Here is a 20,514-nt window from a genome sequence, read left to right on the forward strand (position 1 = left end):
TTCCGTGCGGCAGGTCGCTCACGACCGCTATTCCGCCTGCGGGTCCCAGGTCAACAATCGCACCTTGCTGACCGTCTGGACGTGCCGCCGCATCGCGCTCGCCGCGGCCTTCGGGTCGCCTTTGCGGATGGCGTCGGCGATCTTGTGGTGCTGAATCAGTGACCGCGACGGCCGTCCGGGCTGGCGCAGTGACTCGGTGCGGCTTTCCGCGATCTGCGCGTCTATCGAGCGCATGAACTCGGCGAGGAGGCTGTTGCTGGCGGCGGCGGTGATCGCTTCGTGGAACCGCCGGTCGCCTTCGCCGCCGTTGCCGCCGTCTTCGATCTCGGTCGCCATGTACTCCAGCGCCGCGTCGATGGCGGCGATGTCCGCGTCGGAACGCCGCAGTGCGGCCAGTTCGGCGAGTTTGGTCTCCATCGCCTCGCGGGCTTCGAGTACTTCGGGAAGGCGGCGCCGGCGGGCCACGAGTTCGTCGACCGGTTCGACGTCGAGGTGGTCGTTGCGCAGGTAGGTGCCGCCGCCGTGGCGGGATTCGAGCAGGCCCTGCACCTCGAGGACGACGATCGCCTGCTTGATCGACGCGCGGCTGACCCCGAGCCGTTCGGCGAGATCGCGTTCGCTCGGGAGCTTGTCGCCCGCGTGCAGGCCGGACTCCTCGACGTGCGCCTTGATCCGCTCGACGACCTGCTCGTAGAGCTTCGCCCGGTTCAACCGGCTCAACGCCTCCGGCACGGGTCCCCCTCGCTCGTCCTGGACAAGTGGCTCAGCCAATTTACCACTTGTGGGTTGACAGGTGGTCGCGGTCACAGGGAAAGTGGCTGAGCCACTAGCCCACTTAGCAAGGGCTCCCGCCGTCAAGGAGGACGGTCATGTCCGCCCAGCTGATCTCGATCCTCGTCCTCGTGGTGATCTTCGCCCTCGCCACGACCCGCTCGATCAACATGGGGGCGCTCGCCTTCGCCGGCGCGTTCCTCGTCGGCACCCTCGCCGGTGGCCTGGACACCGACGGCATCTTCGCCGGTTTCCCCGGCGACATCTTCGTGGTGCTGGTGGGGGTCACCTACCTGTTCGCCATCGCCAGGTCCAACGGCACCACCGACTGGCTGGTGGCCGCGGCCGTCCGGCTCGTCGGCGGCCGGATCGCGCTCATCCCGTGGGTGATGTTCGTGGTCACCGGCGCGCTGACCGCGATCGGCGCGGTCAGCCCGGCCGCCTGCGCCATCGTCGCGCCGATCGCCCTCGGGTTCGCGGCCCGCTACAAGATCAGCCCGCTGCTCATGGGCGCGATGGTGGTGCACGGCGCGCAGGGCGGCGGGTTCTCGCCGATCAGCGTGTACGGCTCGATCGTCAACGGGATCGTGGACCGCAACCACATCGCGGGGAACCCGCTCGTGCTGTTCCTCGCGAGCCTGTTCATGAACCTGGCCATCGCGGCGGTCCTGTTCGTCGTCCTCGGCGGGACCAAACTGCGGCGGCGTCAGCTCGTGACGGCCGGCGCACCCACGAGCGACGAGGAGACGGACGAGGAACCGCTGCCACATGAACAGCGGATTCCCTTGGACGGTCCCAAGATCGCCACGCTCGCCGGGCTGGTGGCGCTCGTCGTCGGCACTCTGGTCTTCGATCTCGACCCGGGCCTGACCGCCATCACGGTGGCCGTCCTGCTGAGCGTCGTGTGGCCCAAGACCAGCCGTTCCGCCGTCGGTGAGATCACCTGGCCGACCGTGCTGCTGATCTGCGGTGTGCTCACCTACGTGGCCGTGCTCAAGGAAATCGGCACGATCGACTACGTGGGCAACGGTGTCAGCAACGTCGGGATCCCTTTGCTGGCCGCGCTTCTGCTCTGCTACATCGGCGGCATCGTCTCGGCCTTCGCGTCCTCGGTCGGGCTTATGGGCGCGCTCATCCCGCTCGCCGTGCCGTTCTTGGCGCTGGGCACGATCGGGCCGGTCGGCATGATCGCGGCCCTCGCGGTCTCGGCGACGATGGTGGACGTCAGCCCGTTCTCTACCAACGGCGCGCTCGTCCTCGCCAACGCGAAGGACGTCGACCGGGACAAGTTCTTCAAACAACTTCTCGTGTACGGGGCGCTCGTGGTGGCCGTGGTGCCGCTGATCGCCTGGCTCGTGTTCGTCGTGCCCGGATGGGGCTGAGGAGGAGATCCATGACATCGCGTCTGCTGTCCGGCCTGGTCGCCGGGAACGACCGCGTCGCCCTGCGGTTCGGTGCCGACGTCCTGACCTACGGCGAACTCGCGTCCGTCGCGGGGGCGCTCGCCGCCGAGCTCGCGGGCCGTACGCGAGTGGCGGTGTGGGCGACGCCGACGATCCAGACCTGCGTCGCCGTCGTCGCCGCGCTGACCGCCGGTGTCCCGGTGGTGCCGGTCAACCCGAAGGCCGGATCGCGCGAACTGGCGCATATCCTCGCCGACAGCGAGCCGGAAGGAGTGCTGGCCGCACCGGACGCCGCGTTGCCCGCGGAACTCGGGGCCCTGCCCCGGATCGCGGTCGAACTGGACGCGCCGGGCACGCCGTGGCCGGGCGAGGAACCGGATCCGGAGACACCGGCCTTCGTCGTCTACACCTCCGGGACCACCGGCCCGCCGAAGGGCGTCGTGCTTCCGCGCCGCGCAGTGGCGTCGAGTCTTGACGCGCTCGCCGAGATCTGGGAGTGGACCGCCGACGACGTCCTCGTGCACGCCCTCCCGCTCTTCCACGTCCACGGCCTGATCCTCGGCGTCGTCGGGCCGCTGCGGCGCGGCGGTGCGCTGCATCATCTCGGGCGGTTCGCCAGTGAGGCCGCCGCGAAGGAACTCGCGGGGGAGGGCACGATGCTCTTCGGTGTCCCGACGATGTACCACCGGCTGGCGGCCGACTGCGAAGCCGATCCCGCGGTGGCCGCCGGTATCGGCGCGGCGAGGCTGCTGGTCTCCGGCTCCGCGGCGCTCCCGGCGGCCGACCACGAGCGGATCGCCGCCGCGACCGGGCAGCGGGTGGTCGAACGCTATGGCATGACCGAGACGTTGATGAATTGCGGAGTGCGGGCGAACGGGGACCGTCGCCCAGGCGCCGTCGGTTTGCCGGTGCCGGGGGTCGAACTGCGCCTGGTCGACGACGCCGGTGTCCCGTTCGACGCCGTCGACGGCGAAACGGTCGGGGAGATCGAGGTGCGCGGGCCGAATCTGTTCACCGGGTACCTGAACCGGCCGGACGCCACCGAAGCCGCACTGCACGACGGCTGGTTCCGCACCGGCGACATGGCGGTGCGCGACCCGGACGGCTACGTGCGGATCGTGGGCCGCCGTGCGACCGACCTGATCAAGAGCGGCGGCTACAAGATCGGCGCGGGGGAGATCGAGAACGCGCTCCTGGAACATCCGGGGGTGGCCGAGGCGGCCGTCACCGGGGAACCGGACGACGACCTCGGCGAGCGGATCGTCGCGTGGGTCGTCCCCGCCGAACCCACGCCGACGGCCGACGAACTCGCCGACCACGTCGCGAAGCTGCTCTCGCCCCACAAGCGCCCGCGAGTGGTCCGCTACCTGGAAGCGTTGCCGCGCAACGAGATGGGCAAGGTCCTCAAGCGGGCACTCCATGTTTGACGGCTTCGTCGAGTTCACCGTGGACGGACCTTCGCCCGAACCGGGCGGACCGCTGGGCTGGGACGGCTACGACGCCTCCTTGGCGCGTGCCGGGGAACGCACGGGTACGGCCGAATCCGTCGTCTGCGGACGCGCGAAGATCGGGGGCCACGAGATCGTGGTGATCCGCTTCGAGTTCGGGTTCCTCGGCGGCTCGGTCGGGACCGGGACCGGCGCCCGGATCGAGCAGGCGCTCGACCGTGCCCGCTCACTCGGCCTTCCCGTCGTGTCCCTGCTTTCCACGGGTGGCACGCGGATGCAGGAAGGAGTCCCGGCGCTGCGGCAACTGCAGCGCGTCGCGCGAGGACTGGTGCGGCTGCGCGAGGCGGGACTTCCGCACCTCACCGTCGCGCGGCATCCGACCACCGGCGGGGTGTGGGCCTCCCTCGGAGCCGACGCCGACGTCGTCCTCGGGGTGCCGGGCGCGCAGGTCGGGTTCGCGGGCCGTCGCGTGCGGCCGGAGCGGTTCGCGGACGATCCCGCGTATACGGCGGAAAGCCAGTACGCGGCCGGGTACATCGACGAACTGGTGGCGGAGGACGCGCTCGCCGACCGGCTGGAGGCCTGGCTCGGCCTTCTGACCGGCGGCGCGAAACAGCCGGCGGACGTGCCCCGGGCGCTCGGCGCGCTCGAACCGGCACCGGACGGCTGGCAGGCCGTTCTCCGAACCCGGTCGCCCGACCGGCCGCGTGCCGACGCCTATCTCGACGACTATTTCGACACCTACGGCTTTATCCGTGGCGGCGCCGAAGACGGGGTTCTCTGCGGGATCGGCGCTCGCGGCGGCCGGTCGATCGCGTTCGCGGCGCAGACGGGCACGGCGACCAAGCCCGCCGGGTTCCGTACGGCGACCCGGCTGATCCGGTTCGCCGACCGGCTGGGCCTGCCGGTACTGACTCTCGTCGACACCCCGGGCGCGGACGCGAGCCCAGGCGCGGAGACAGCGGGAGCCGGGAACGCGATCGCCGAACTCTTCGGCGCCGTCGCCGCCGCGGGAGTGCCGATCACGACCTTGGTCGTCGGCGAAGGAGGCTCGGGCGGAGCGCTCGCCTTCTGTTCGGCGGACCGGATCTGGCTCACCCCGGACGCCTGCTTCTCCGTCATCGCGCCGGAACTGGCGGCCGGGATCCTCAAGCGTGGCAAGGAAGAAGTGCCCGCCCTCGCAGGCGATCTGAAACTTCGTCCCGAAGATCTGCTCGCCCTCGGTGTCATCGACGGCATCGTGGGATCCGAACCGGTTCGTTCGTGAGAAAAGGGGAGTTCGCCATGCTCAAGCGAATGGCGGTCGCGGTGGCCGCCGCGGTCACGCTCGTCGTCCTCGCCACACCCGCCCAGGCCGAAGGCGCCGCCCGATACGTCGCCATGGGCAGCTCCTTCGCCGCAGGTCCCGGAATCCCGCCTCTGCGAGCCGGAACGCCGGCCGCGTGCGGACGCTCGATGAAGAACTACGCGAGCCTCGTCGCCGAGAAGCGCGGGCTCGTTCTCACCGACGTCACCTGCAGTGGCGCCACCACCGCGAACATCCTCGCCACCGGGCAGGCGGGACAGCCGCCGCAGATCGAGGCCGTCACCCCGGACACCCGGCTCGTCACGGTCACCATCGGCGGCAACGACGTCGGCTACGTCGGCAGTCTCTTCACCTATTCCTGCCAGAACAGTGGCGGCACGAACTGTGGCCAGGTGGACCAGACCGGGATCCGGACGGCGCTCGGCACGGTGCACGAAAAGATCGGGGCCGTCATCGCGGCGGTGCACCAGCGCGCACCGCGGGCGCGAGTGCTGGTCGTCGACTACCTGACGATCGTGCCGCGCGGCGCGTCGGCCTGTGAGGGCGTCCCGCTCACCTCGGAGCAGCTGGCCTTCGAACGCGAGATCGCCGACAAGCTCGCGGCGGCGACCAGGCGTGCCGCTCGGAGCGAACGCGCGACCCTGGTCCCCGCGGCGGCGGTGAGCGCGAACCACGATGGCTGCGCGGCGGCTCCCTGGATGGAGCGCTACGTGACGGCGGCCGGTCGCGTCCCGTACCACCCCAACGAGGCCGGGATGGCGGCCGTGGCGAACCTCGTCACCGCACGGATTCCTTAGCCTGGGCGCGGAATGTCCGGCGGTAGCTGTCCGGTGGCACGCCGACGGTGCGGTTGAAGTGGCGGCGAAGTGTCGCGGCGGTCCCCATCCCGGTGGCCTCCGCGATCGCGTCGACGCTGTCGTCGGTCCGCTCCAGCAGTTCCTGCGCGCGGCGGATCCGCTGGTTCAGCAGCCAGCGCAGCGGGGTGGTGCCCGTCGACGTCCGGAAATGCCGCGCCAGGTTGCGTGAGCTCATCTTCGCCTGGCGTGCGAGGTCTTCGACGGTCAGCGGCCGGTCCAGCCGTTCGGTCACCCAGGGCAGCAGCCCGCCGAGCGGATGGTCGTCCTGGTCCGGGACCGGGGTGGTGACGAACTGGGCCTGGCCGCCCGCGCGGTGCGGTGGGACGACCAGACGCCGGGCGACGGTGTTCGCGACCGCCGAACCGTGGTCGGAGCGGACCAGGTGCAGGCACAGATCCATCGCGGCGGCCTTGCCCGCGGAGGTGAGCACGCTGCCGTTGTCGACGTAGAGGACGTCGGGGTCGACCTCCACCAGCGGATAACGGGCGGCCAGGACCTCGGTATGCGCCCAATGCGTCGTCGCGCGGCGGCCGTCCAGGAGACCGGCGGCCGCCAGTACGAACGCGCCGGTGCAGAGGGACGCCACCCGGGCACCCGCCTCGTGCGCGACCCGGACGGCCTCGACGAGGTCGGTGGGCGGATCGACGTCGACGTCCGCCCAGCCGGGGACGATCACCGTGTCCGCCCGGGCCAGGTGGTCGAGACCGTGCTCGGGTTCGAGGTCGAACCTGCCGACCCGCACCGTGGCCGAACCGCAGACGGCGAGGTCGTACCAAGGCCCGTAGCCGGGCAGGCCCGTGCCGAAGACCTCGGAGGCGATGGCCAGCTCGAAATGCAGCATCCCGTCCGTGGCGGCGAGGGCGACAGTGCTCATGTCCGAAAGTGTACGCATGATGGCGTTCCGGACACTGTCGGTCGCGGGATCCCGTCGGCAGGATGGTCCACAGTGGATCAGCCGAGGGTTGGAGAACCGATGGGTACGGGGTACAAGGTCGCGGTGTTCGGTGCGTACGGGCACACCGGCCGGTTCGTGGTGGCGGAACTGCGTTCGCGTGGTTTCGAGGTGCTCGCGCTGGGGCGGGACGAGACGAGACTGCGCGACCTCGCCGGGCCGGGGATCGAGGTCCGGCAGGCCGCGATCAGCGTCGTGGCCTCGCTCGACGGCGCGCTGGAAGGCGCCGACGCGGTCATCAACGCCGCGGGACCGTTCGCGGACACCGGCGCTCCGGTGATCGAGGCCGCGCTGAGGGCGGGGATCCCGTACTTGGACGTGGCCGCCGAGATCGAAGCGAACGTCGACACCTTCGCGCACTTCGCAGACCGTGCCGCGGGTGCGACCGTGATCCCGGCGATGGCCTTCTTCGGCGGGCTCGGCGATCTGCTGGTCACCGATGCGATGGGGGACTGGACGTCGGCCGACGAGGCGCATGTCGCCTACGCGCTGAGCAACTGGCATCCGACGCCCGGGACCCGCGCCGCCGGCAAGGTTTCACGGGAACGGCGGAACGGGCAGCGGCTCCGCTTCAGCGGCGGACGGCTGGAACACCGTGACGACGCTCTGCCGTCGCTCGACTGGGACTTCCCCGCACCGCTGGGAAAGCGGGCGGTGCTCGGCGAGTTCACCATGGCCGACGTCGTCACCGTCCCGAGTCACCTGGCCATTCCCGAGGTGGTCACCTACATGACCGCCGACGCCGCGAAGGACGTCGTCGCCCCCGACACACCGACGCCCGCCGCAGCGGATGAGAGCGGCCGGTCCGCGCAGACCTTCGTGGTCGACGTCGTCGTACGTCGCGGTGCGGAGGAGCGGCGGATCGTCGCGAGGGGACAGGACATCTACGCGGTCACGGCTCCGCTCGTGGTGGAGGCGGTGGAGCGGGTGCTCGACGGCCGGGTGAAGGCGAGTGGTGTGGTTTCCGCCGGGGAGGCGTTCGACGCGGCCGACTTCCTGGCCGCTCTCGCACCGCACGTCACCGTCGAGAGGCCGTGAAAGAACGCATTCAGAGGACTAATTGCGCGGGCAGTGCCGGTCACCAGCCAGCCGGGATGCGGCAACCGCGCCGGCGGAGTCTCGCCGGGCCGGTACTCGAAATGCCACCATTCGTTGTCATAGGTCCGGTACAGCGCGAAGCGGGACCCGTTGTCCTCGAGCCACTGGGCGCCTTCGCGTGGCCGGATGTCCAGCGCGATACCTCTGACGTGCACCGAGTCCTTCGCCGGGAGGACTCGTCGCCGCGCGGCCTGTTCGGAACCGGTCTTGGCTACTTCGGCGAGGAAGAGCCGGTGCTGCTCGGCGGCATCGCGATGGCCCGAGGTGAGACCGATCAGCGTGCGGTGCCGCCAGAACGCCTCGGTCCTGGCCGCGGTGAACGCGGCGAGGGTCCCGGCGGAGAGTCCGGAGAGGTCCTCGGCCGGGAAGCGCAGCGACAGCGCCCAGCCACAGGCGAGCCGCCGGGCACGGCCGGGGGAGCGCAGCCACGCCGGGATCAGCAGCAGGATCGCGAGGAAGCGGGTGACCAGCGCGAAAACCCGTTGTTCGTTCATGGCTTCCACGGTCGACGACGCTTGTCCCGCCCCGATCCCGGCGATGTGCGCGGACGCCGACGGAAATGTCACCGTTCCGCACGGACCACGCTGTGACAGAACGAAGACATCACGCGGACGCTCCGCGGAACCCGGGCGGGCATCCTGACGTGTCATGGACGAGCGGATTCCGTCCGGCGCTGCGATAGTCGTCGGCATGCCCAGGGTGCTGCTCATCGAAGACGACCAGGCCGTCCGTGACGGGCTCAGCATGGCGCTGGGCGGGCGCGGCCACGCCGTCGACGCGGTGGGCACCGGCGAGGAGGGCCTGGCGCGGCTCGCGTCGCGGCCGCCGGACGTCGTCGTCCTCGACCTGATGCTGCCCGGCCTCGACGGTTTCGAGGTCTGCCGCCGGATCCGGGCCGCGGGCGACCTGCCGATCATCATGCTCACCGCGCGCAACGACGACATCGACGTGGTGGCCGGGCTCGCCGCCGGCGCGGACGACTACGTGGTCAAACCGGCCAGGGCGCAGGTGCTGGAGGCACGGATCCGCGCGGTGCTGCGCCGCAGTGGGCAGCCGTCGCGGCTCGGGCCGCCGCAGCCGGGGATCGAGCAGCACGGCGATCTCGGGGTCGACCGGGCCGGGCTGACGGTGACCAAGGGCGGCAAGCCCGTCGCCCTCGCGCCGACCGAACTGCGGCTGCTGCTGGAACTGTCCCAGGTCCCCGGGCGGGTGCTCAGCCGTCAGTATCTCCTGGAGAACGTCTGGGAGCACGGCTACTTCGGCGACTCCCGCGTCGTCGACGCCTGCGTGCAACGGCTGCGGGCGAAGATCGAGGACGACTCCTCCGCGCCGGTGTACGTGCAGACCGTCCGCGGGTTCGGCTACCGGTTCGGGCCCCTGTGAAGCTCTGGGGTCTGCGCACTCGGCTGTTGCTCGCGTTCAGCCTGCTGGTCGTGATCACCGCGGCGACGGTCGCGGGCGGCAACTACGTGCTGTCCCGCACCACGATCCTCCAGCAGGCGCAGGACTCCACGGCCCGGCTCCTGGTCGACAAGGCCGAGGCGTTGTATCCGCTGGGCTCGTTGCCGCCGAGCGACGGGACGCTGAACCGGATCAACCGCGAGCTGACCGCCCGCGACCTCGGAACCCTGGTCCTGTACGAGGACAAGGCCGTCGGCAACGAGCAGCTGCGATCCCTTATCTCGCCGGAGCTTCGCGAGCAGGTCCGGTCGGGAGACGTGGCCTGGCAACGGGTTCTCGTCGGGAAGACGCCGATGCTGGTGGTGGGTACCAGGTTCACCGTCGTGCTCCCGGGTGGGCGCCTGCAGTCGTCGGGTATCGAGGCCTACATCTCCCGCAGCATGGAGGCCGAGGAGCTGAGCATCGGCGAGCTCGCCACCCGGGCCTGGCTGATCGGCGGGGTGGCCCTGGTCTTCGCCATCGGGCTGGCGCTGGTGGCCGCGCGAGGCGTGCTGCGTCCGGTGCGCGAACTCGGCGAAGGCGCGCGGCGGCTGGGCGAGGGCGACCTGAGGACCAGGATCGACGTCCGCGGATCCGACGAACTGGCGGGTGTGGCGCAGACCTTCAACGACACGGCCGCGGCGCTGCAACGTCATGTTCGTGAACTGGAACGGATGGAGGCCGACGCACGGCGGTTCGTCGCCGACGTCTCCCACGAACTCCGCACCCCGCTCGCCGCGATGACCGCGGTCGCGGACGTGCTGGAGCAGGAGGACCTCTCCGGGGACGCGGGCCGCGCGGCGCGGCTGACCATCGACGAGACGCACCATCTGACCCGGCTGGTCAACGACCTCATCGAGATCTCACGGTTCGACGCCGGGGCGGCGGCCCTCGCGCCGGAGGAGGTCGACGTCGCGGAAGTGGTGGCGGCGAGCCTGCGCATCCGGGGCTGGACCGACGAGGTGGAGACCGACCTGCCGTCCGGAGTGTTCGCCCGGCTGGACCCGCGGCGGCTGGACGTCGTGGTGGCGAATCTGGTCGGGAACGCTTTGCGGCACGGGGAAAAGCCGGTCTCGCTCCGGTTCGCCGCGGAAGGGGAGTGGATCACACTGGAGGTCACGGATCGCGGGCCCGGGCTGAGCCCCGAGGCGTTGTCGCGTGTGTTCGACCGGTTCTACAAGGCGGACACCGCCAGGGCGCGATCCGGCGGCAGCGGCCTCGGCCTCGCGATCGCGTGGGAGAACGCGCGCCTGCACGGCGGGGCCCTGATCGCGGCGAACCGGCCGGACGGCGGTGCGGTGTTCACCCTCCGCCTGCCCTGGCAGGAGGTGACGGCATGAGGAAGTCCTGGTTCGTCCCGCTGCTCGTGCTGGCGGTGGCCGGCTGCGGCATCCGGCCCAGTGCGGTGATCCGGGGCGCCCCCGCGCCGTCGGGCCCGGCCAACGGGGCGGGGCTCTATTTCCTGACGGACGGGCAACCGGTGCGGGTGCTGCGCCCGCTCGCCGAGGCGCTGTCCCCGGCGGCGACGATCGATCTGCTCGCGGGCGGGCCGGACGAGAATGAACGCGAACAGCGCTACACCACCGAAGTCCCGCCCGGCACCACGGTGCTCGACCACGTCGCCAGGCCCGACGGTGTCACGGTGACCCTCTCGGCCGACGTCGCGGGGCTTTCCGCACGGGCCGTCGACCAGATCGTCTGCACCGCCAGGGATTCACTCAGTGCGGGCGTCCGGATCACCTTGCTGGGCGGCGGAAACGAACGCGGTCCGCTGTCCTGCCCGCTACCGGGGTGAGGCCGCGGGACCGAAGTGGCCTGAATCACCGGTGTCGCTCCCTCGCTTTGTCCGGTTTTGACAGCTAACTTAGGCAAGGCTAAGCAAAACGGACGTGGGGTGGTTGTGGCGTGGAAGGGATCGAGGGCAAGGTCGCGCTCGTGACCGGAGGTGCGCGCGGGATCGGGGCGGCCGTCGTGGACGGGCTGGCCGGGGCCGGTGCGATCGTGGCGGCGGTGGACCTGGTGAAAGGGGCTCCGCGCGACGGGGTGACCTCGTTCGTCGCGGACGTCGGGGATCCCGCCGCCGTGGCGAGGGTGGTCGACCAGGTCGAACGCGAACTCGGGCCGATCGGGATCGGGGCGTCCGTCGCGGGCGTACTGAAACCCGGGTCGGTGTGCGAGACCAGCGACGAGGACTGGGCGGCGACGTTCGCGGTCAACTCCACCGGTGTGTTCACCGTGCTTCGCGAGATCTCCCGGCGGATGCTGCCGCGGCGCGGTGGTGTGCTGGTGACGGTCGGGTCGAACGCCGCCGGTGTCCCGAGGACCGGGATGGCCGCCTATGCCGCTTCCAAGGCCGCGGCGACCATGCTGACCCGCTGTCTCGGCCTCGAACTGGCGGGCTCCGGAATCCGGTGCAACGTCGTCTCGCCCGGCTCGACCGACACCGACATGCAACGTCTACTGTGGACGGACGAAAACGGCGCGGACCGTGTCATCGCGGGAAATCCGGAGCAATACCGTGTCGGCATACCACTGGGCCGGATAGCCGATCCCGCCGATATCGCTGACGCCGTACTGTTTTTGGCCTCCGACCGCGCGCGGCACATCACCATGCAGAACCTCTACGTCGACGGCGGCGCGACGCTACGGGCGTGATCTCGATGACGCAACGAAGACTTTTCGGGACCGTACGATTAGGTTAGGCTAACCGAAAAGTAAGGGTGTTCGGCGCGTCCGGGGGGTCGCGTACCGCGCCGGCATGCGGCACTGCAGCACGACTCGAGTGCACACCTGGTCAGTAGTATTTGCGAAAGGGAATCCTGTCGTGTCCTCACCTGCACCGGCCCGACCTCGGCCGGTCCACCAGGCGGCCGATCTGCTGGCGGCGTACCTGCCCGGATCGTTCTACTACTCCTCCGCGCGGGGATCGTTGCTGGGCGACGGGGTGTATTCCCCGGTCCACGCGGCTCCGGGCAGGCGCGCCCGGGCCGCCGCCGAAGTCCTCGACGCCGCGCTGGTGGCCGGGGTGATCGACCCCGTGGTGGCCGGCGCGATCGGCTTCCGGCCCGACGCCCCGAGCAGCCTGGTGGTGCCCGCGGTGGTCCGCCGGGCGGGCGCGCCGGGGCCGGGACGTCCGGTGGCAGCGCTCGGCGGTGGCTCCTGGTCGGTGACCCCGCGACCCGCGCCCGAGGTGTACACCGGCGCCGTCGCCAGGGCACTGGAGGAGATCCGCGACGGTGACCTGCGCAAGATCGTGCTGGCCCGCTGTCTCGACGTCACCGGTGGCGACCCCGTCGCCGTGCCGCGGTTGCTGGCCCGGCTCGTGCACGCCGACCCGGCGGCGCACGCGTTCGCCGTCGACGTCAGCGCGCCGGGAGAGGCCGCGCCGCGCACGCTGGTCGGCGCCAGCCCGGAACTGCTGGTCTCTCGTCGCGGCCGGACGGTGACGGCGAATCCGCTGGCCGGTTCCCGTCCGCGCGTCGCGGACGAGGCCGAGAACGCCCGCCTGATCGGCGATCTGCTGGCGTCGGAGAAGGATCGCGCCGAACACGCCCACGTCGCCGCGCAGGTGGCCGAGGTGCTGGGCCGGTTCTGTGTCGACCTCGACGTCCCCGCTGATCCCGAGGTGATCGGCACGCCCACGATGTGGCACCTCTCGACGCGGATCAGCGGACGGCTCGCCGACCCGGACGACGCCGGTTCGTCCGCGCTCGCGTTGGCCGAAGCCCTGCACCCGACGCCCGCGGTCTGCGGCGTCCCGACCGTGCTCGCCCGCGACACCATCGCCGCGCTCGAACCCGAGGACCGCGGCTACTACGCGGGTCTGGTCGGCTGGACCGGTCCGGACGGCGACGGCGAATGGGTCGTCACGATCCGCTGCGCCGAGGTCCGTGACCGCACCGTGCGGCTGTTCGCCGGCGCCGGGGTCGTCGCGGGGTCAGACCCGGAGGCCGAACTCGCCGAAACCGGCGCCAAGTTCGGGACGCTGCTGCGCGCGCTGGGTCTGGAGGGGGCGGCGTGAACCCGGACCACGTGCCCTGGCCGCCCGAGACCGCCGCTCGTTACCGCGCTTCGGGATACTGGCGCGGCCAGACCTTCGGCGCGCTGCTCACCAGCCTCGCCGAGGCCTACGCCGAACGGCTCGCCGTGATCGGGGAGACCGCGCGCTGGACGTTCGCCGAACTGGACGAGCGGGCGCACCGGCTGGCGGCGGGGTTCGCCGGAGCCGGGATCGGTGCGGGCGACCGGGTCGTCGTCCAACTGCCGAACGTGCCCGAGTTCGCGTCCGTCGTCTTCGGCCTGTGGCGCGCCGGCGCCTTGCCGGTCTTCGCGCTTCCCGCGCACCGCGCCAGCGAACTGCGGCATTTCGCCGGACAGAGCGACGCCGTCGCGATCGTGACCGTCGGCGAGCACGAACGCTTCGACCACGCGGCCCTGGCGAAGGCGACCGCGGCCGAAGTCGCGTCGGTACGGGACGTCTTCGTCGTCGGCACCGAGGAGTTCGCCGCACTGGAGGCGACCACTCCACGGGCGCTGCCGGACCCGGATCCCTCCGGTGTCGCGTTCCTCCAGCTGTCCGGTGGCAGCACCGGATTGCCGAAACTGATCCCGCGCACGCACGACGACTACCTCTACAGCGTCCGCGAGAGCGCGCGAATCTGCGGCCTGCGCCCGGAAAGCGTCCACCTGGCCGCGTTGCCGGTCGCACACAACTTCCCGCTCAGCTCGCCCGGACTGCTCGGCGCGCTGCACGCGGGCGCCGCGACGGTGTTCGCGCCGCGTCCGGACGCCGACACCGCGTTCCGGCTGATCGAGGCCGAGGGTGTCACGATCACCGGGCTGGTGCCGCCGCTGGCCGCCGCGTGGGCGCAGGCCGCCGCGCGGACCACCCGCGACCTGTCCACTTTGGACGTCCTGCTGGTCGGCGGGGCCAAATGCGCCCGCGAACTCGCCGAGAAGATCGGTCCCGCGCTGGGTTGCCGTCTGCAGCAGGTGTTCGGCATGGCCGAGGGCTTGGTCTGCTACACCCGCCTCGACGATCCGGACGAGTACGTCCTCGCCACGCAGGGACGGCCGATCTCGCCGGACGACGAGATCCGCGTCGTGAACCCGGACGATCCACTGTCCACTTCGGACGACCTCGTCGCGCCGGGCGAGATCGGCGCGCTGCTGACCCGCGGCCCGTACACGATCCGCGGCTACTACCGGGCCACCGAGCACAACAAGACCGCCTTCACCGAGGACGGCTTCTACCGGACCGGGGATCTGGTCCGGCAGAACCCCTCCGGCCACCTCGAAGTGGTCGGCCGGGCCAAGGAACAGATCAACCGCGGCGGTGAGAAGGTCGCCGCGGAAGAGGTCGAGAACCATCTGATGGCCCACCCCGGTGTGCTCGACGCCGCCGTCGTCGCGGTGCCCGACCCCTACCTGGGCGAGCGCACCTGCGCCTACGTCGTTCCCGCTGCCGGAGCCGAGCCCGCCGCGGCGGAACTGCGCCGGTTCGTGCGGGAGCGCGGGGTGGCGGCGTTCAAGGTGCCCGATCTGGTCCAGGTGGTACCGGAGTTCCCGGTGACCGGCGTCGGCAAGACCAGCAAGCGTGAGCTGCGGGCGGCCTTGGCCGCCCTGGCGAAGGAGGGATGAAAGTCGTGTCACTGCCCAAGATCCGGTCCTACTCGTTGCCGACCGAGGCCGAGTTGCCCGCCGGACGGGTCGGCTGGAAACCCGATCCCTCCCGCATGGCGCTGCTGGTGCACGACGCCCAGCGCTACTTCCTGGCGCCGTTCGAGGGGGCGCCCGTCCCCGAGATGGTCGCGAACATCGCCGCGCTGGCCGACGCCGCCCGAGCGGCCGGGGTCCCGGTGTTCTACACCGCGCAGCCCGGGCACCAGGCCGCCGAGGACCGCGGTCTGCTCACCGAGTTCTGGGGTGACGGCATCGGCGCGGTCATCGACGAGGACCCGGGTGCCGCCGACGTCGTCGACGAACTCGCCCCGAAGCCCGGCGACGCCGTGCTGACGAAGTGGCGCTACAGCGCCTTCCAGCGCAGCACGTTCACCGAGCAGCTCGCCGAAGCCGGCCGTGATCAGCTGCTGATCACCGGTGTCTACGCGCATATCGGCTGTCAGGCGACGGCCGTCGAGGCCTTCATGCGCGACATCCAGCCGTTCCTGGTCGGTGACGCGGTCGCGGACTTCTCCCGCGAACGTCACGACCAGGCCTGCGAGTACGTCGCCCAGCGTTGCGGCGCCCTGACCACGACGGCCGCCGCGCTCGCGGCGATGGCCACGATCCCGACCGGAGTTCCCCGATGAGCCTGACCGCCGAGAAGATCCACGCCGACGTCGCCGAACTGCTCGGCTGCGACCCGGCCGAGCTGACCGCCGAGACCGACCTGACCGATCTCGGCCTCGACTCGATGCGCATCATGGGACTGGTCGAGCAGTGGCGTTCCGAGGGCGCGGACACCCTGGAGTTCGCCGACCTCGCCGAGCAGCCCAATCTGGGCCACTGGACGAAGATCGTCGCCGGGAGCGCCGCATGAGCCGCGCCGACCACCGGCACCGCCACCTCGAACGGATCGCCGAGGTCCGCGCCGGCCAGGGCGCCGAGAAGGTGCCGTACCCGATCCGCGTGCGGACGGCCGAAGTCGTCCGCACCGCGATGATCGGGTCCGGACTGCTCCGCGTCACGCTCGGCGGGCCCGGCACGGCCGGGTTCGAGGCGCATTCGCCCGACGAACACGTGAAGGTGCTGTTCCCGGAGCTGGACCCGGAGCCGAGGCTTCCGGTCCAGGACGGCGACATGCTGCGCTGGCCGAAGCCCTCGCCGACGTCGCGTGAGTACACGGTCCGGCGCTACGACCCGGTTTCCGGGGAGCTCGACCTCGACGTCGCCGTGCACGACGGCGGACTCGGCTCCGACTGGGCCAAGGCCGTCGCCCCGGGCACTCCCGTGCACGTCGCGGGGCCGCCCGGCGGGCTGATCGTGCCGCACAACTACGACCGCTACCTGCTCGCGGGCGACATCACCGCGCTGCCCGCGATCGCGCGCTGGCTCGAGGAACTGCCGCGGACCGCCGCGGGCTGGGCGTTCATCGAGGTCGCCGACGAGAGCGAAGAGATCGAGCTGTCCGCGCCCGAGGACGTCGAGGTGCACTGGCTGCATCGCGGCGACGCGGCCCCGGGGGTTTCCGACGTGCTCGCCCGCGCCGTGCGGACGATCGAAGTCCCCGAAGGCGAGCGGCTCTACGCCTGGGTCGCAGGGGAGGCCGGGCAGATCAAACCGCTGCGCCGCTGGCTCAAGGACCTGGGCCTCGGCAAGGCCGACCAGGACGTCACCGGCTACTGGAAGCGCGGCGTCGCCGACTTCGACGACGAGCACGACCACTGAACCACCTCCACCCTTGCCCCACCCCCCCCGAAAAACGAGGAAATCCATGCGCACCACAAGAACCCGCCGCCTCACCGGAGCGCTCGCGCTCGCCTTGACGGTCGTCGTCACGGCCACCGCCTGCGGTTCGGAAGACGCCGGAGGAACGGCCGACAGCGGCCAGACCCGGGTGTTCGCCGCCGACAACGGCCAGATCACCATCCCGGTCTCGCCGAAGCGGGTCATCGCCACCGGGTACGCCGTGCCGGCGTTGCTCGAAGCGGGCGCCCCGCTGGTCGGCGTCTCCAGCTGGAAGCGCGGCATCCCGCTGTTCAACGAGCAGGAGCGCAAGAAGTACGACGAGCTGGCGAAGGTCGCGGGCGAGTCGGCGGCGGAGACGAACTACGAGGCGATCGCGCAGGCGGACCCCGACCTCATCGTCATCGGCGTGCCGAAGCCGGTGCTCGCCGACATCGACATCAAGCGTCTCGAAGCGATCGCCCCGGTGGTCGCGATCGGCCCGTCCGTGCCGGCGATGTGGCGCGACCTCTCCCGTAAGCAGGCCGACGCCGCCGGTGCGGTCGCCGGGTTCGACGCCGTCAAGACCGCGTACGACACCAAGGCCAAGGGCCTGGCCGACAAGTACAAGGCCGTGCTGCCGCAGCTGAAGCTGGGCCACGTCGGTGCGTACGGCGAGGTCGCCAAGGGCAACTTCCAGCGTGAGTTCAACGGTTCCTGGGGCACCAACATCGCCCAGGACCTCGGCGCGACCTACTACGGTCAGGTGAAGGTCAAGGGCGGCGGCTCCAAGGACGTCAGCGAGTACCCGTCGATCGAAGAGCTCTCGACCGCGTTCGCCCAGGCCGACGCGATCACCTACTCGGTCAGCGCCGACGGTTCCGTCCCGGCGCCGGTGAAGTACGTCCTCGACTCGCCGCTGTGGAAGGAACTGCCCGCGGTGAAGGCCGGCAAGGTCTACGCCTTCCGCTACACCGAAGCCGCCACCTACCGGGCCGCTACGTCCACTTTGGACGCCGCGGACCAGGCGTTCGCGCCGCTGCTCAAGCAGTGACCACGACCGGGCGGTCCGCGCTGCTCGGCGCCGCACTGCTCGGGCTCGTCGTGGTCGCCGTGCTGAGCGTCGGCATCGGCGCGCACGCCATCGCCCCCGGCGAGGTCGTGCGCGCCCTGCTGGGCGACGGGAACCCGAGTGACCGGGCGGTGGTCCTGGACATCCGGATGCCGAGGGCGGTCCTCGCCGTCGCCGTCGGCGCGGCACTGGCCGTCGGGGGAGTGCTCGTGCAGGCCTTGTCGCGCAACGCCTTGGCGGAACCCGGTGTGCTCGGCGTGACCGCCGGCGCCGGGTTCGCCATCGCGCTGGGTTCGGCGTTCGGCCTCATGGCGTCGGCGCTGGCCGAACTGGGCTTGGCGGTGGTCGGCGCGATCGGGGCCGCGGTGCTGGTCTACGCGGTCGGCCACCGGTCGCCGCTGCGGCTGGTGCTCGCCGGGACCGCGCTGAGCGCCGTGCTGCTGGGCCTCACCCTCGGCCTGCGGCTGCTGTTCCCGGACACCTTCGACGTCTACCGGTTCTGGTCGGTGGGTTCGCTGGCCGGTCGCGAACAGGCGCCGACCACGGTGCCGCTGATCGTGATCGGCCTGTCGCTGCTGGGTGCGTTCGCGGTGAGCCGTCAGCTCAACGCCATCGCGCTCGGCGAGACGGTCGCCCATACGCTCGGCGCCAACGTCGCCCGCGTCCGCACGATCACCCTGCTGCTGATCACCCTGATGGCGGGCGCGGCCACCGCACTGGCCGGGCCGATCCTGTTCGTCGGGCTGATCGTGCCGCATCTGGCCCGCCGGGTGGCGGGCGCGTCGATCCCGTGGCTCATCGCGTTCGCCGCAGTGCTCGGCCCGGTCCTGATGCTGGCCGCGGACATCGGTTCCCGGGTCCTGTTGCCGACCGGCGAGGTCCCGGTCGCGATCGTGACCGCGTTCCTCGGCGGCCCGGTGCTGATCTGGGCCGTCCGCAAATACGGGGCGGCGCCACTGTGAACGCACTGGTCCTGCGGCGCGGGCGGTTCTCCGCCCGGCTGGAACGCCGCACCCTCGTCTTCCTCGCGGTGATGATCGTGCTCATCGCCGGCCTGACGCTACTCGGGCTCTGCTACGGCGCGTCGTGGGCGAGTCCCGCCCGCGTGTTCGCCGCGCTCGGCGGTGCCGGTGGCGGACCGGGCGTCGTCATCCGCGAATGGCGGCTGCCCCGGGTCCTGGCCGGGCTGGTGTTCGGTGCCGCGCTCGGCCTGGCGGGCGCGATCTTCCAGAACATCACCCGCAACCCGCTCGGCAGCCCGGACGTCATCGGTCTCGACGCCGGCGCCTACACCGGCGCACTGGTCGCGATCACCGTCCTTTCGGGAACGTCGACCCAGCTGACGATCGGCTCGGTCCTCGGCGGGGTGATCACAGCCGCCATCGTGTACGCGCTTTCCCTAGGTGGCGGGCTTTCCGGTCTGCGGCTGATCGTCATCGGGATCGCGATCAACGCGATGCTGACCGCGCTCAACTCGTGGATCGTGCTGCGCGCCGAACTGGAGATCGCGATCGCCGCGGTCGGCTGGAACGCCGGTTCGCTCAACGGCGTCGGCTGGGACGACATCGCCATCCCGTTCGGGGTGCTCGCGGTGCTGTTCACCGTGCTGTTCACCCGGGCACCCGCGTTGCACCAAGCCGCGCTCGGCGGCGCGCTGGCGGTCACCACCGGCGTCCGGTGGGACCGGCTGCGGCTGGTCCTGGTGCTGATCGGGGTCGGCTGCACGGCCACGGTCACCGCCGTCGCCGGGCCCATCGCGTTCATCGCGCTGGCGGCGCCGCAGATCGGACGGCGGCTGGCCCGCACACCCGGCATCTCGCTGCTGCCCGCCGCCCTCACCGGCGCCGTGCTGCTGGCGGGTGCCGACCTGACCGCCCAGATGCTGCTGGCGCCGGAATCGCTGCCGGTCGGTGTGGTCAGCACCGTGATCGGCGGCGGCTACCTGATCTGGCTGCTCACCAAGGAGGTGCGGCGCACATGAGTGCCCGTTTGACCGCGCGGGACCTCACCCTGCGCTATGGCGACCGGATCGTTTCGACCCGGCTGAGCCTCGATGTGCCCGACGCCGCGTTCACCGCCGTCGTCGGACCGAACGCCTGCGGCAAGTCGACCTTGCTGCGCGCGTTCGTCCGGCTGCTGCGCCCGACCGAGGGCGAGGTGCTGCTGGACGGCAAGGAGGTCGGTTCGTTCCCCGGCAAGGGTTTGGCGCGGGAGCTCGGTTTCCTGCCGCAGGACCCGGTCGCGCCGGAGGACGTCCGGGTCCGGCAACTGGTCGCGCGCGGCCGGTTCCCGCATCAGTCGCTGTTCGCGTCGTGGTCCGAAGAGGACGAACGGGCGGTGCTGGAGGCGATGACCGCGGCCGGTGTCGCGGGCCTCTCCGACCGGCCGGTGCAGGAACTGTCCGGCGGACAGCGTCAGCGCGTGTGGGTGGCGCTGGTGCTGTCGCAGCGGACGCCGTACCTCCTGCTGGACGAACCGACGTCCTTCCTCGACATCGCGCATCAGTACCAGCTGCTGGAACTGCTGGGGCGGCTGCGCGACGAGGGCCGCACGGTGATCGCCGTCCTGCACGACATCAACCAGGCCTGCCGCTACGCCGACCATCTCGTCGCTTTGCGAGACGGCCGGATCGTGGCCGAAGGCGCCCCCGCCGAGATCGTCGACGCGGAGCTGATGAAGGAGGTCTTCGATCTCCCCAGCGTCGTCGTACCCGATCCGGTGACCGGCACCCCGATGGTCGTGCCCGCGCTCTGAGCGCGACCCCCTGATCCCTGGAGCACC

At 71.2% G+C, this 20,514-nt stretch carries 20 protein-coding genes and 1 pseudogene; 18 read left to right on the plus strand and 3 right to left on the minus strand.

Annotation, left to right across the window (positions count from 1 at the left end; all coding sequences use genetic code 11):
- Positions 1–27 precede the first annotated feature (27 nt).
- Positions 28–732 (minus strand): FadR/GntR family transcriptional regulator, encoded by a 705-nt coding sequence (locus tag H5J31_RS04720; RefSeq protein ID WP_181771204.1) that lies wholly within the window; start codon positions 730–732, stop codon positions 28–30.
- 137 nt (positions 733–869) lie between these two features.
- On the opposite strand from H5J31_RS04720, the gene H5J31_RS04725 reads away from it, so the two are divergent.
- Genes H5J31_RS04725 through H5J31_RS04740 form a run of 4 tightly spaced genes read left to right on the plus strand, consistent with a single transcriptional unit; the run spans position 870 to position 5,725 of the window.
- A complete protein-coding gene (locus H5J31_RS04725; protein ID WP_181771205.1) occupies positions 870–2,153 on the plus strand; it encodes an SLC13 family permease in 1,284 nt (427 codons plus the stop codon).
- 11 nt (positions 2,154–2,164) lie between these two features.
- Entirely contained in the window at positions 2,165–3,601 is a 1,437-nt protein-coding gene (locus tag H5J31_RS04730; protein WP_181771206.1) for an acyl-CoA synthetase, read from the plus strand.
- The gene (locus H5J31_RS04735; protein WP_181771207.1) at positions 3,594–4,889 is read left to right on the plus strand and encodes a carboxyl transferase domain-containing protein; all 1,296 of its coding nucleotides are present in this window, start codon (positions 3,594–3,596) and stop codon (positions 4,887–4,889) included. The genes H5J31_RS04730 and H5J31_RS04735 overlap by 8 nt, the downstream gene beginning before the upstream one ends.
- A gap of 17 nt (positions 4,890–4,906) precedes the next feature.
- Positions 4,907–5,725, plus strand: coding sequence for an SGNH/GDSL hydrolase family protein (locus H5J31_RS04740; protein ID WP_181771208.1), 819 nt, complete (start codon positions 4,907–4,909; stop codon positions 5,723–5,725).
- Here H5J31_RS04740 and H5J31_RS04745 read toward each other — a convergent pair.
- Positions 5,706–6,659: a helix-turn-helix domain-containing protein gene (locus tag H5J31_RS04745; protein ID WP_207897455.1), complete on the minus strand. Its 954-nt coding sequence runs from the start codon at positions 6,657–6,659 to the stop codon at positions 5,706–5,708. The two genes, H5J31_RS04740 and H5J31_RS04745, sit on opposite strands and share 20 nt — an antisense overlap.
- Before the next feature lie 99 nt (positions 6,660–6,758).
- Here H5J31_RS04745 and H5J31_RS04750 point away from each other — a divergent pair, with 99 nt between their 5' ends.
- Positions 6,759–7,775 (plus strand): NAD(P)H-binding protein, encoded by a 1,017-nt coding sequence (locus H5J31_RS04750; protein WP_181771210.1) that lies wholly within the window; start codon positions 6,759–6,761, stop codon positions 7,773–7,775.
- Between the two features lie 47 nt (positions 7,776–7,822).
- Here the strand turns inward: H5J31_RS04750 and H5J31_RS04755 are convergent.
- A pseudogene (locus H5J31_RS04755) lies at positions 7,823–8,329 on the minus strand (M15 family metallopeptidase); the annotation flags it as partial.
- A 154-nt stretch (positions 8,330–8,483) separates the two neighbouring features.
- Between H5J31_RS04755 and H5J31_RS04760 the strand changes: the two are divergent.
- From H5J31_RS04760 to H5J31_RS04820, 13 genes are all read left to right on the plus strand, one after another.
- Positions 8,484–9,218, plus strand: a complete 735-nt coding sequence (locus H5J31_RS04760) for a response regulator transcription factor (protein ID WP_328701375.1) — start codon at positions 8,484–8,486, stop codon at positions 9,216–9,218.
- Positions 9,215–10,615: an ATP-binding protein gene (locus H5J31_RS04765; RefSeq protein WP_181771211.1), complete on the plus strand. Its 1,401-nt coding sequence runs from the start codon at positions 9,215–9,217 to the stop codon at positions 10,613–10,615. Before H5J31_RS04760 ends, H5J31_RS04765 begins: the two co-directional genes overlap by 4 nt.
- The gene (locus H5J31_RS04770; RefSeq protein WP_181771212.1) at positions 10,612–11,070 is read left to right on the plus strand and encodes a GerMN domain-containing protein; all 459 of its coding nucleotides are present in this window, start codon (positions 10,612–10,614) and stop codon (positions 11,068–11,070) included. Before H5J31_RS04765 ends, H5J31_RS04770 begins: the two co-directional genes overlap by 4 nt.
- Before the next feature lie 110 nt (positions 11,071–11,180).
- Complete coding sequence (dhbA, locus tag H5J31_RS04775; protein ID WP_181771213.1) at positions 11,181–11,930, plus strand: 2,3-dihydro-2,3-dihydroxybenzoate dehydrogenase; 750 nt, start codon at positions 11,181–11,183, stop codon at positions 11,928–11,930.
- A gap of 169 nt (positions 11,931–12,099) precedes the next feature.
- Positions 12,100–13,296 (plus strand): isochorismate synthase, encoded by a 1,197-nt coding sequence (locus tag H5J31_RS04780; RefSeq protein WP_181771214.1) that lies wholly within the window; start codon positions 12,100–12,102, stop codon positions 13,294–13,296.
- Positions 13,293–14,915: a (2,3-dihydroxybenzoyl)adenylate synthase gene (locus H5J31_RS04785; protein ID WP_181771215.1), complete on the plus strand. Its 1,623-nt coding sequence runs from the start codon at positions 13,293–13,295 to the stop codon at positions 14,913–14,915. Before H5J31_RS04780 ends, H5J31_RS04785 begins: the two co-directional genes overlap by 4 nt.
- The gene (locus H5J31_RS04790; protein ID WP_181771216.1) at positions 14,912–15,586 is read left to right on the plus strand and encodes an isochorismatase family protein; all 675 of its coding nucleotides are present in this window, start codon (positions 14,912–14,914) and stop codon (positions 15,584–15,586) included. Before H5J31_RS04785 ends, H5J31_RS04790 begins: the two co-directional genes overlap by 4 nt.
- The gene (locus tag H5J31_RS04795) at positions 15,583–15,816 is read left to right on the plus strand and encodes a phosphopantetheine-binding protein (protein WP_181771217.1); all 234 of its coding nucleotides are present in this window, start codon (positions 15,583–15,585) and stop codon (positions 15,814–15,816) included. Before H5J31_RS04790 ends, H5J31_RS04795 begins: the two co-directional genes overlap by 4 nt.
- Positions 15,813–16,664 carry a siderophore-interacting protein gene (locus tag H5J31_RS04800; RefSeq protein ID WP_181771218.1) on the plus strand — a complete coding sequence of 284 codons (852 nt, stop codon included), beginning with the start codon at positions 15,813–15,815 and terminating at the stop codon, positions 16,662–16,664. The genes H5J31_RS04795 and H5J31_RS04800 overlap by 4 nt, the downstream gene beginning before the upstream one ends.
- A gap of 46 nt (positions 16,665–16,710) precedes the next feature.
- The gene (locus H5J31_RS04805; protein WP_181771219.1) at positions 16,711–17,715 is read left to right on the plus strand and encodes an ABC transporter substrate-binding protein; all 1,005 of its coding nucleotides are present in this window, start codon (positions 16,711–16,713) and stop codon (positions 17,713–17,715) included.
- A complete protein-coding gene (locus tag H5J31_RS04810; RefSeq protein ID WP_181771220.1) occupies positions 17,712–18,695 on the plus strand; it encodes a FecCD family ABC transporter permease in 984 nt (327 codons plus the stop codon). The genes H5J31_RS04805 and H5J31_RS04810 overlap by 4 nt, the downstream gene beginning before the upstream one ends.
- Positions 18,692–19,714: a FecCD family ABC transporter permease gene (locus H5J31_RS04815; RefSeq protein WP_181771221.1), complete on the plus strand. Its 1,023-nt coding sequence runs from the start codon at positions 18,692–18,694 to the stop codon at positions 19,712–19,714. The genes H5J31_RS04810 and H5J31_RS04815 overlap by 4 nt, the downstream gene beginning before the upstream one ends.
- Positions 19,711–20,487 carry an ABC transporter ATP-binding protein gene (locus tag H5J31_RS04820; RefSeq protein WP_181771222.1) on the plus strand — a complete coding sequence of 259 codons (777 nt, stop codon included), beginning with the start codon at positions 19,711–19,713 and terminating at the stop codon, positions 20,485–20,487. Before H5J31_RS04815 ends, H5J31_RS04820 begins: the two co-directional genes overlap by 4 nt.
- The last annotated feature ends 27 nt before the right edge of the window (positions 20,488–20,514 follow it).

This window comes from Amycolatopsis pittospori (assembly GCF_013870525.1).
Classification (GTDB): Bacteria; Actinomycetota; Actinomycetes; order Mycobacteriales; family Pseudonocardiaceae; genus Amycolatopsis; species Amycolatopsis pittospori.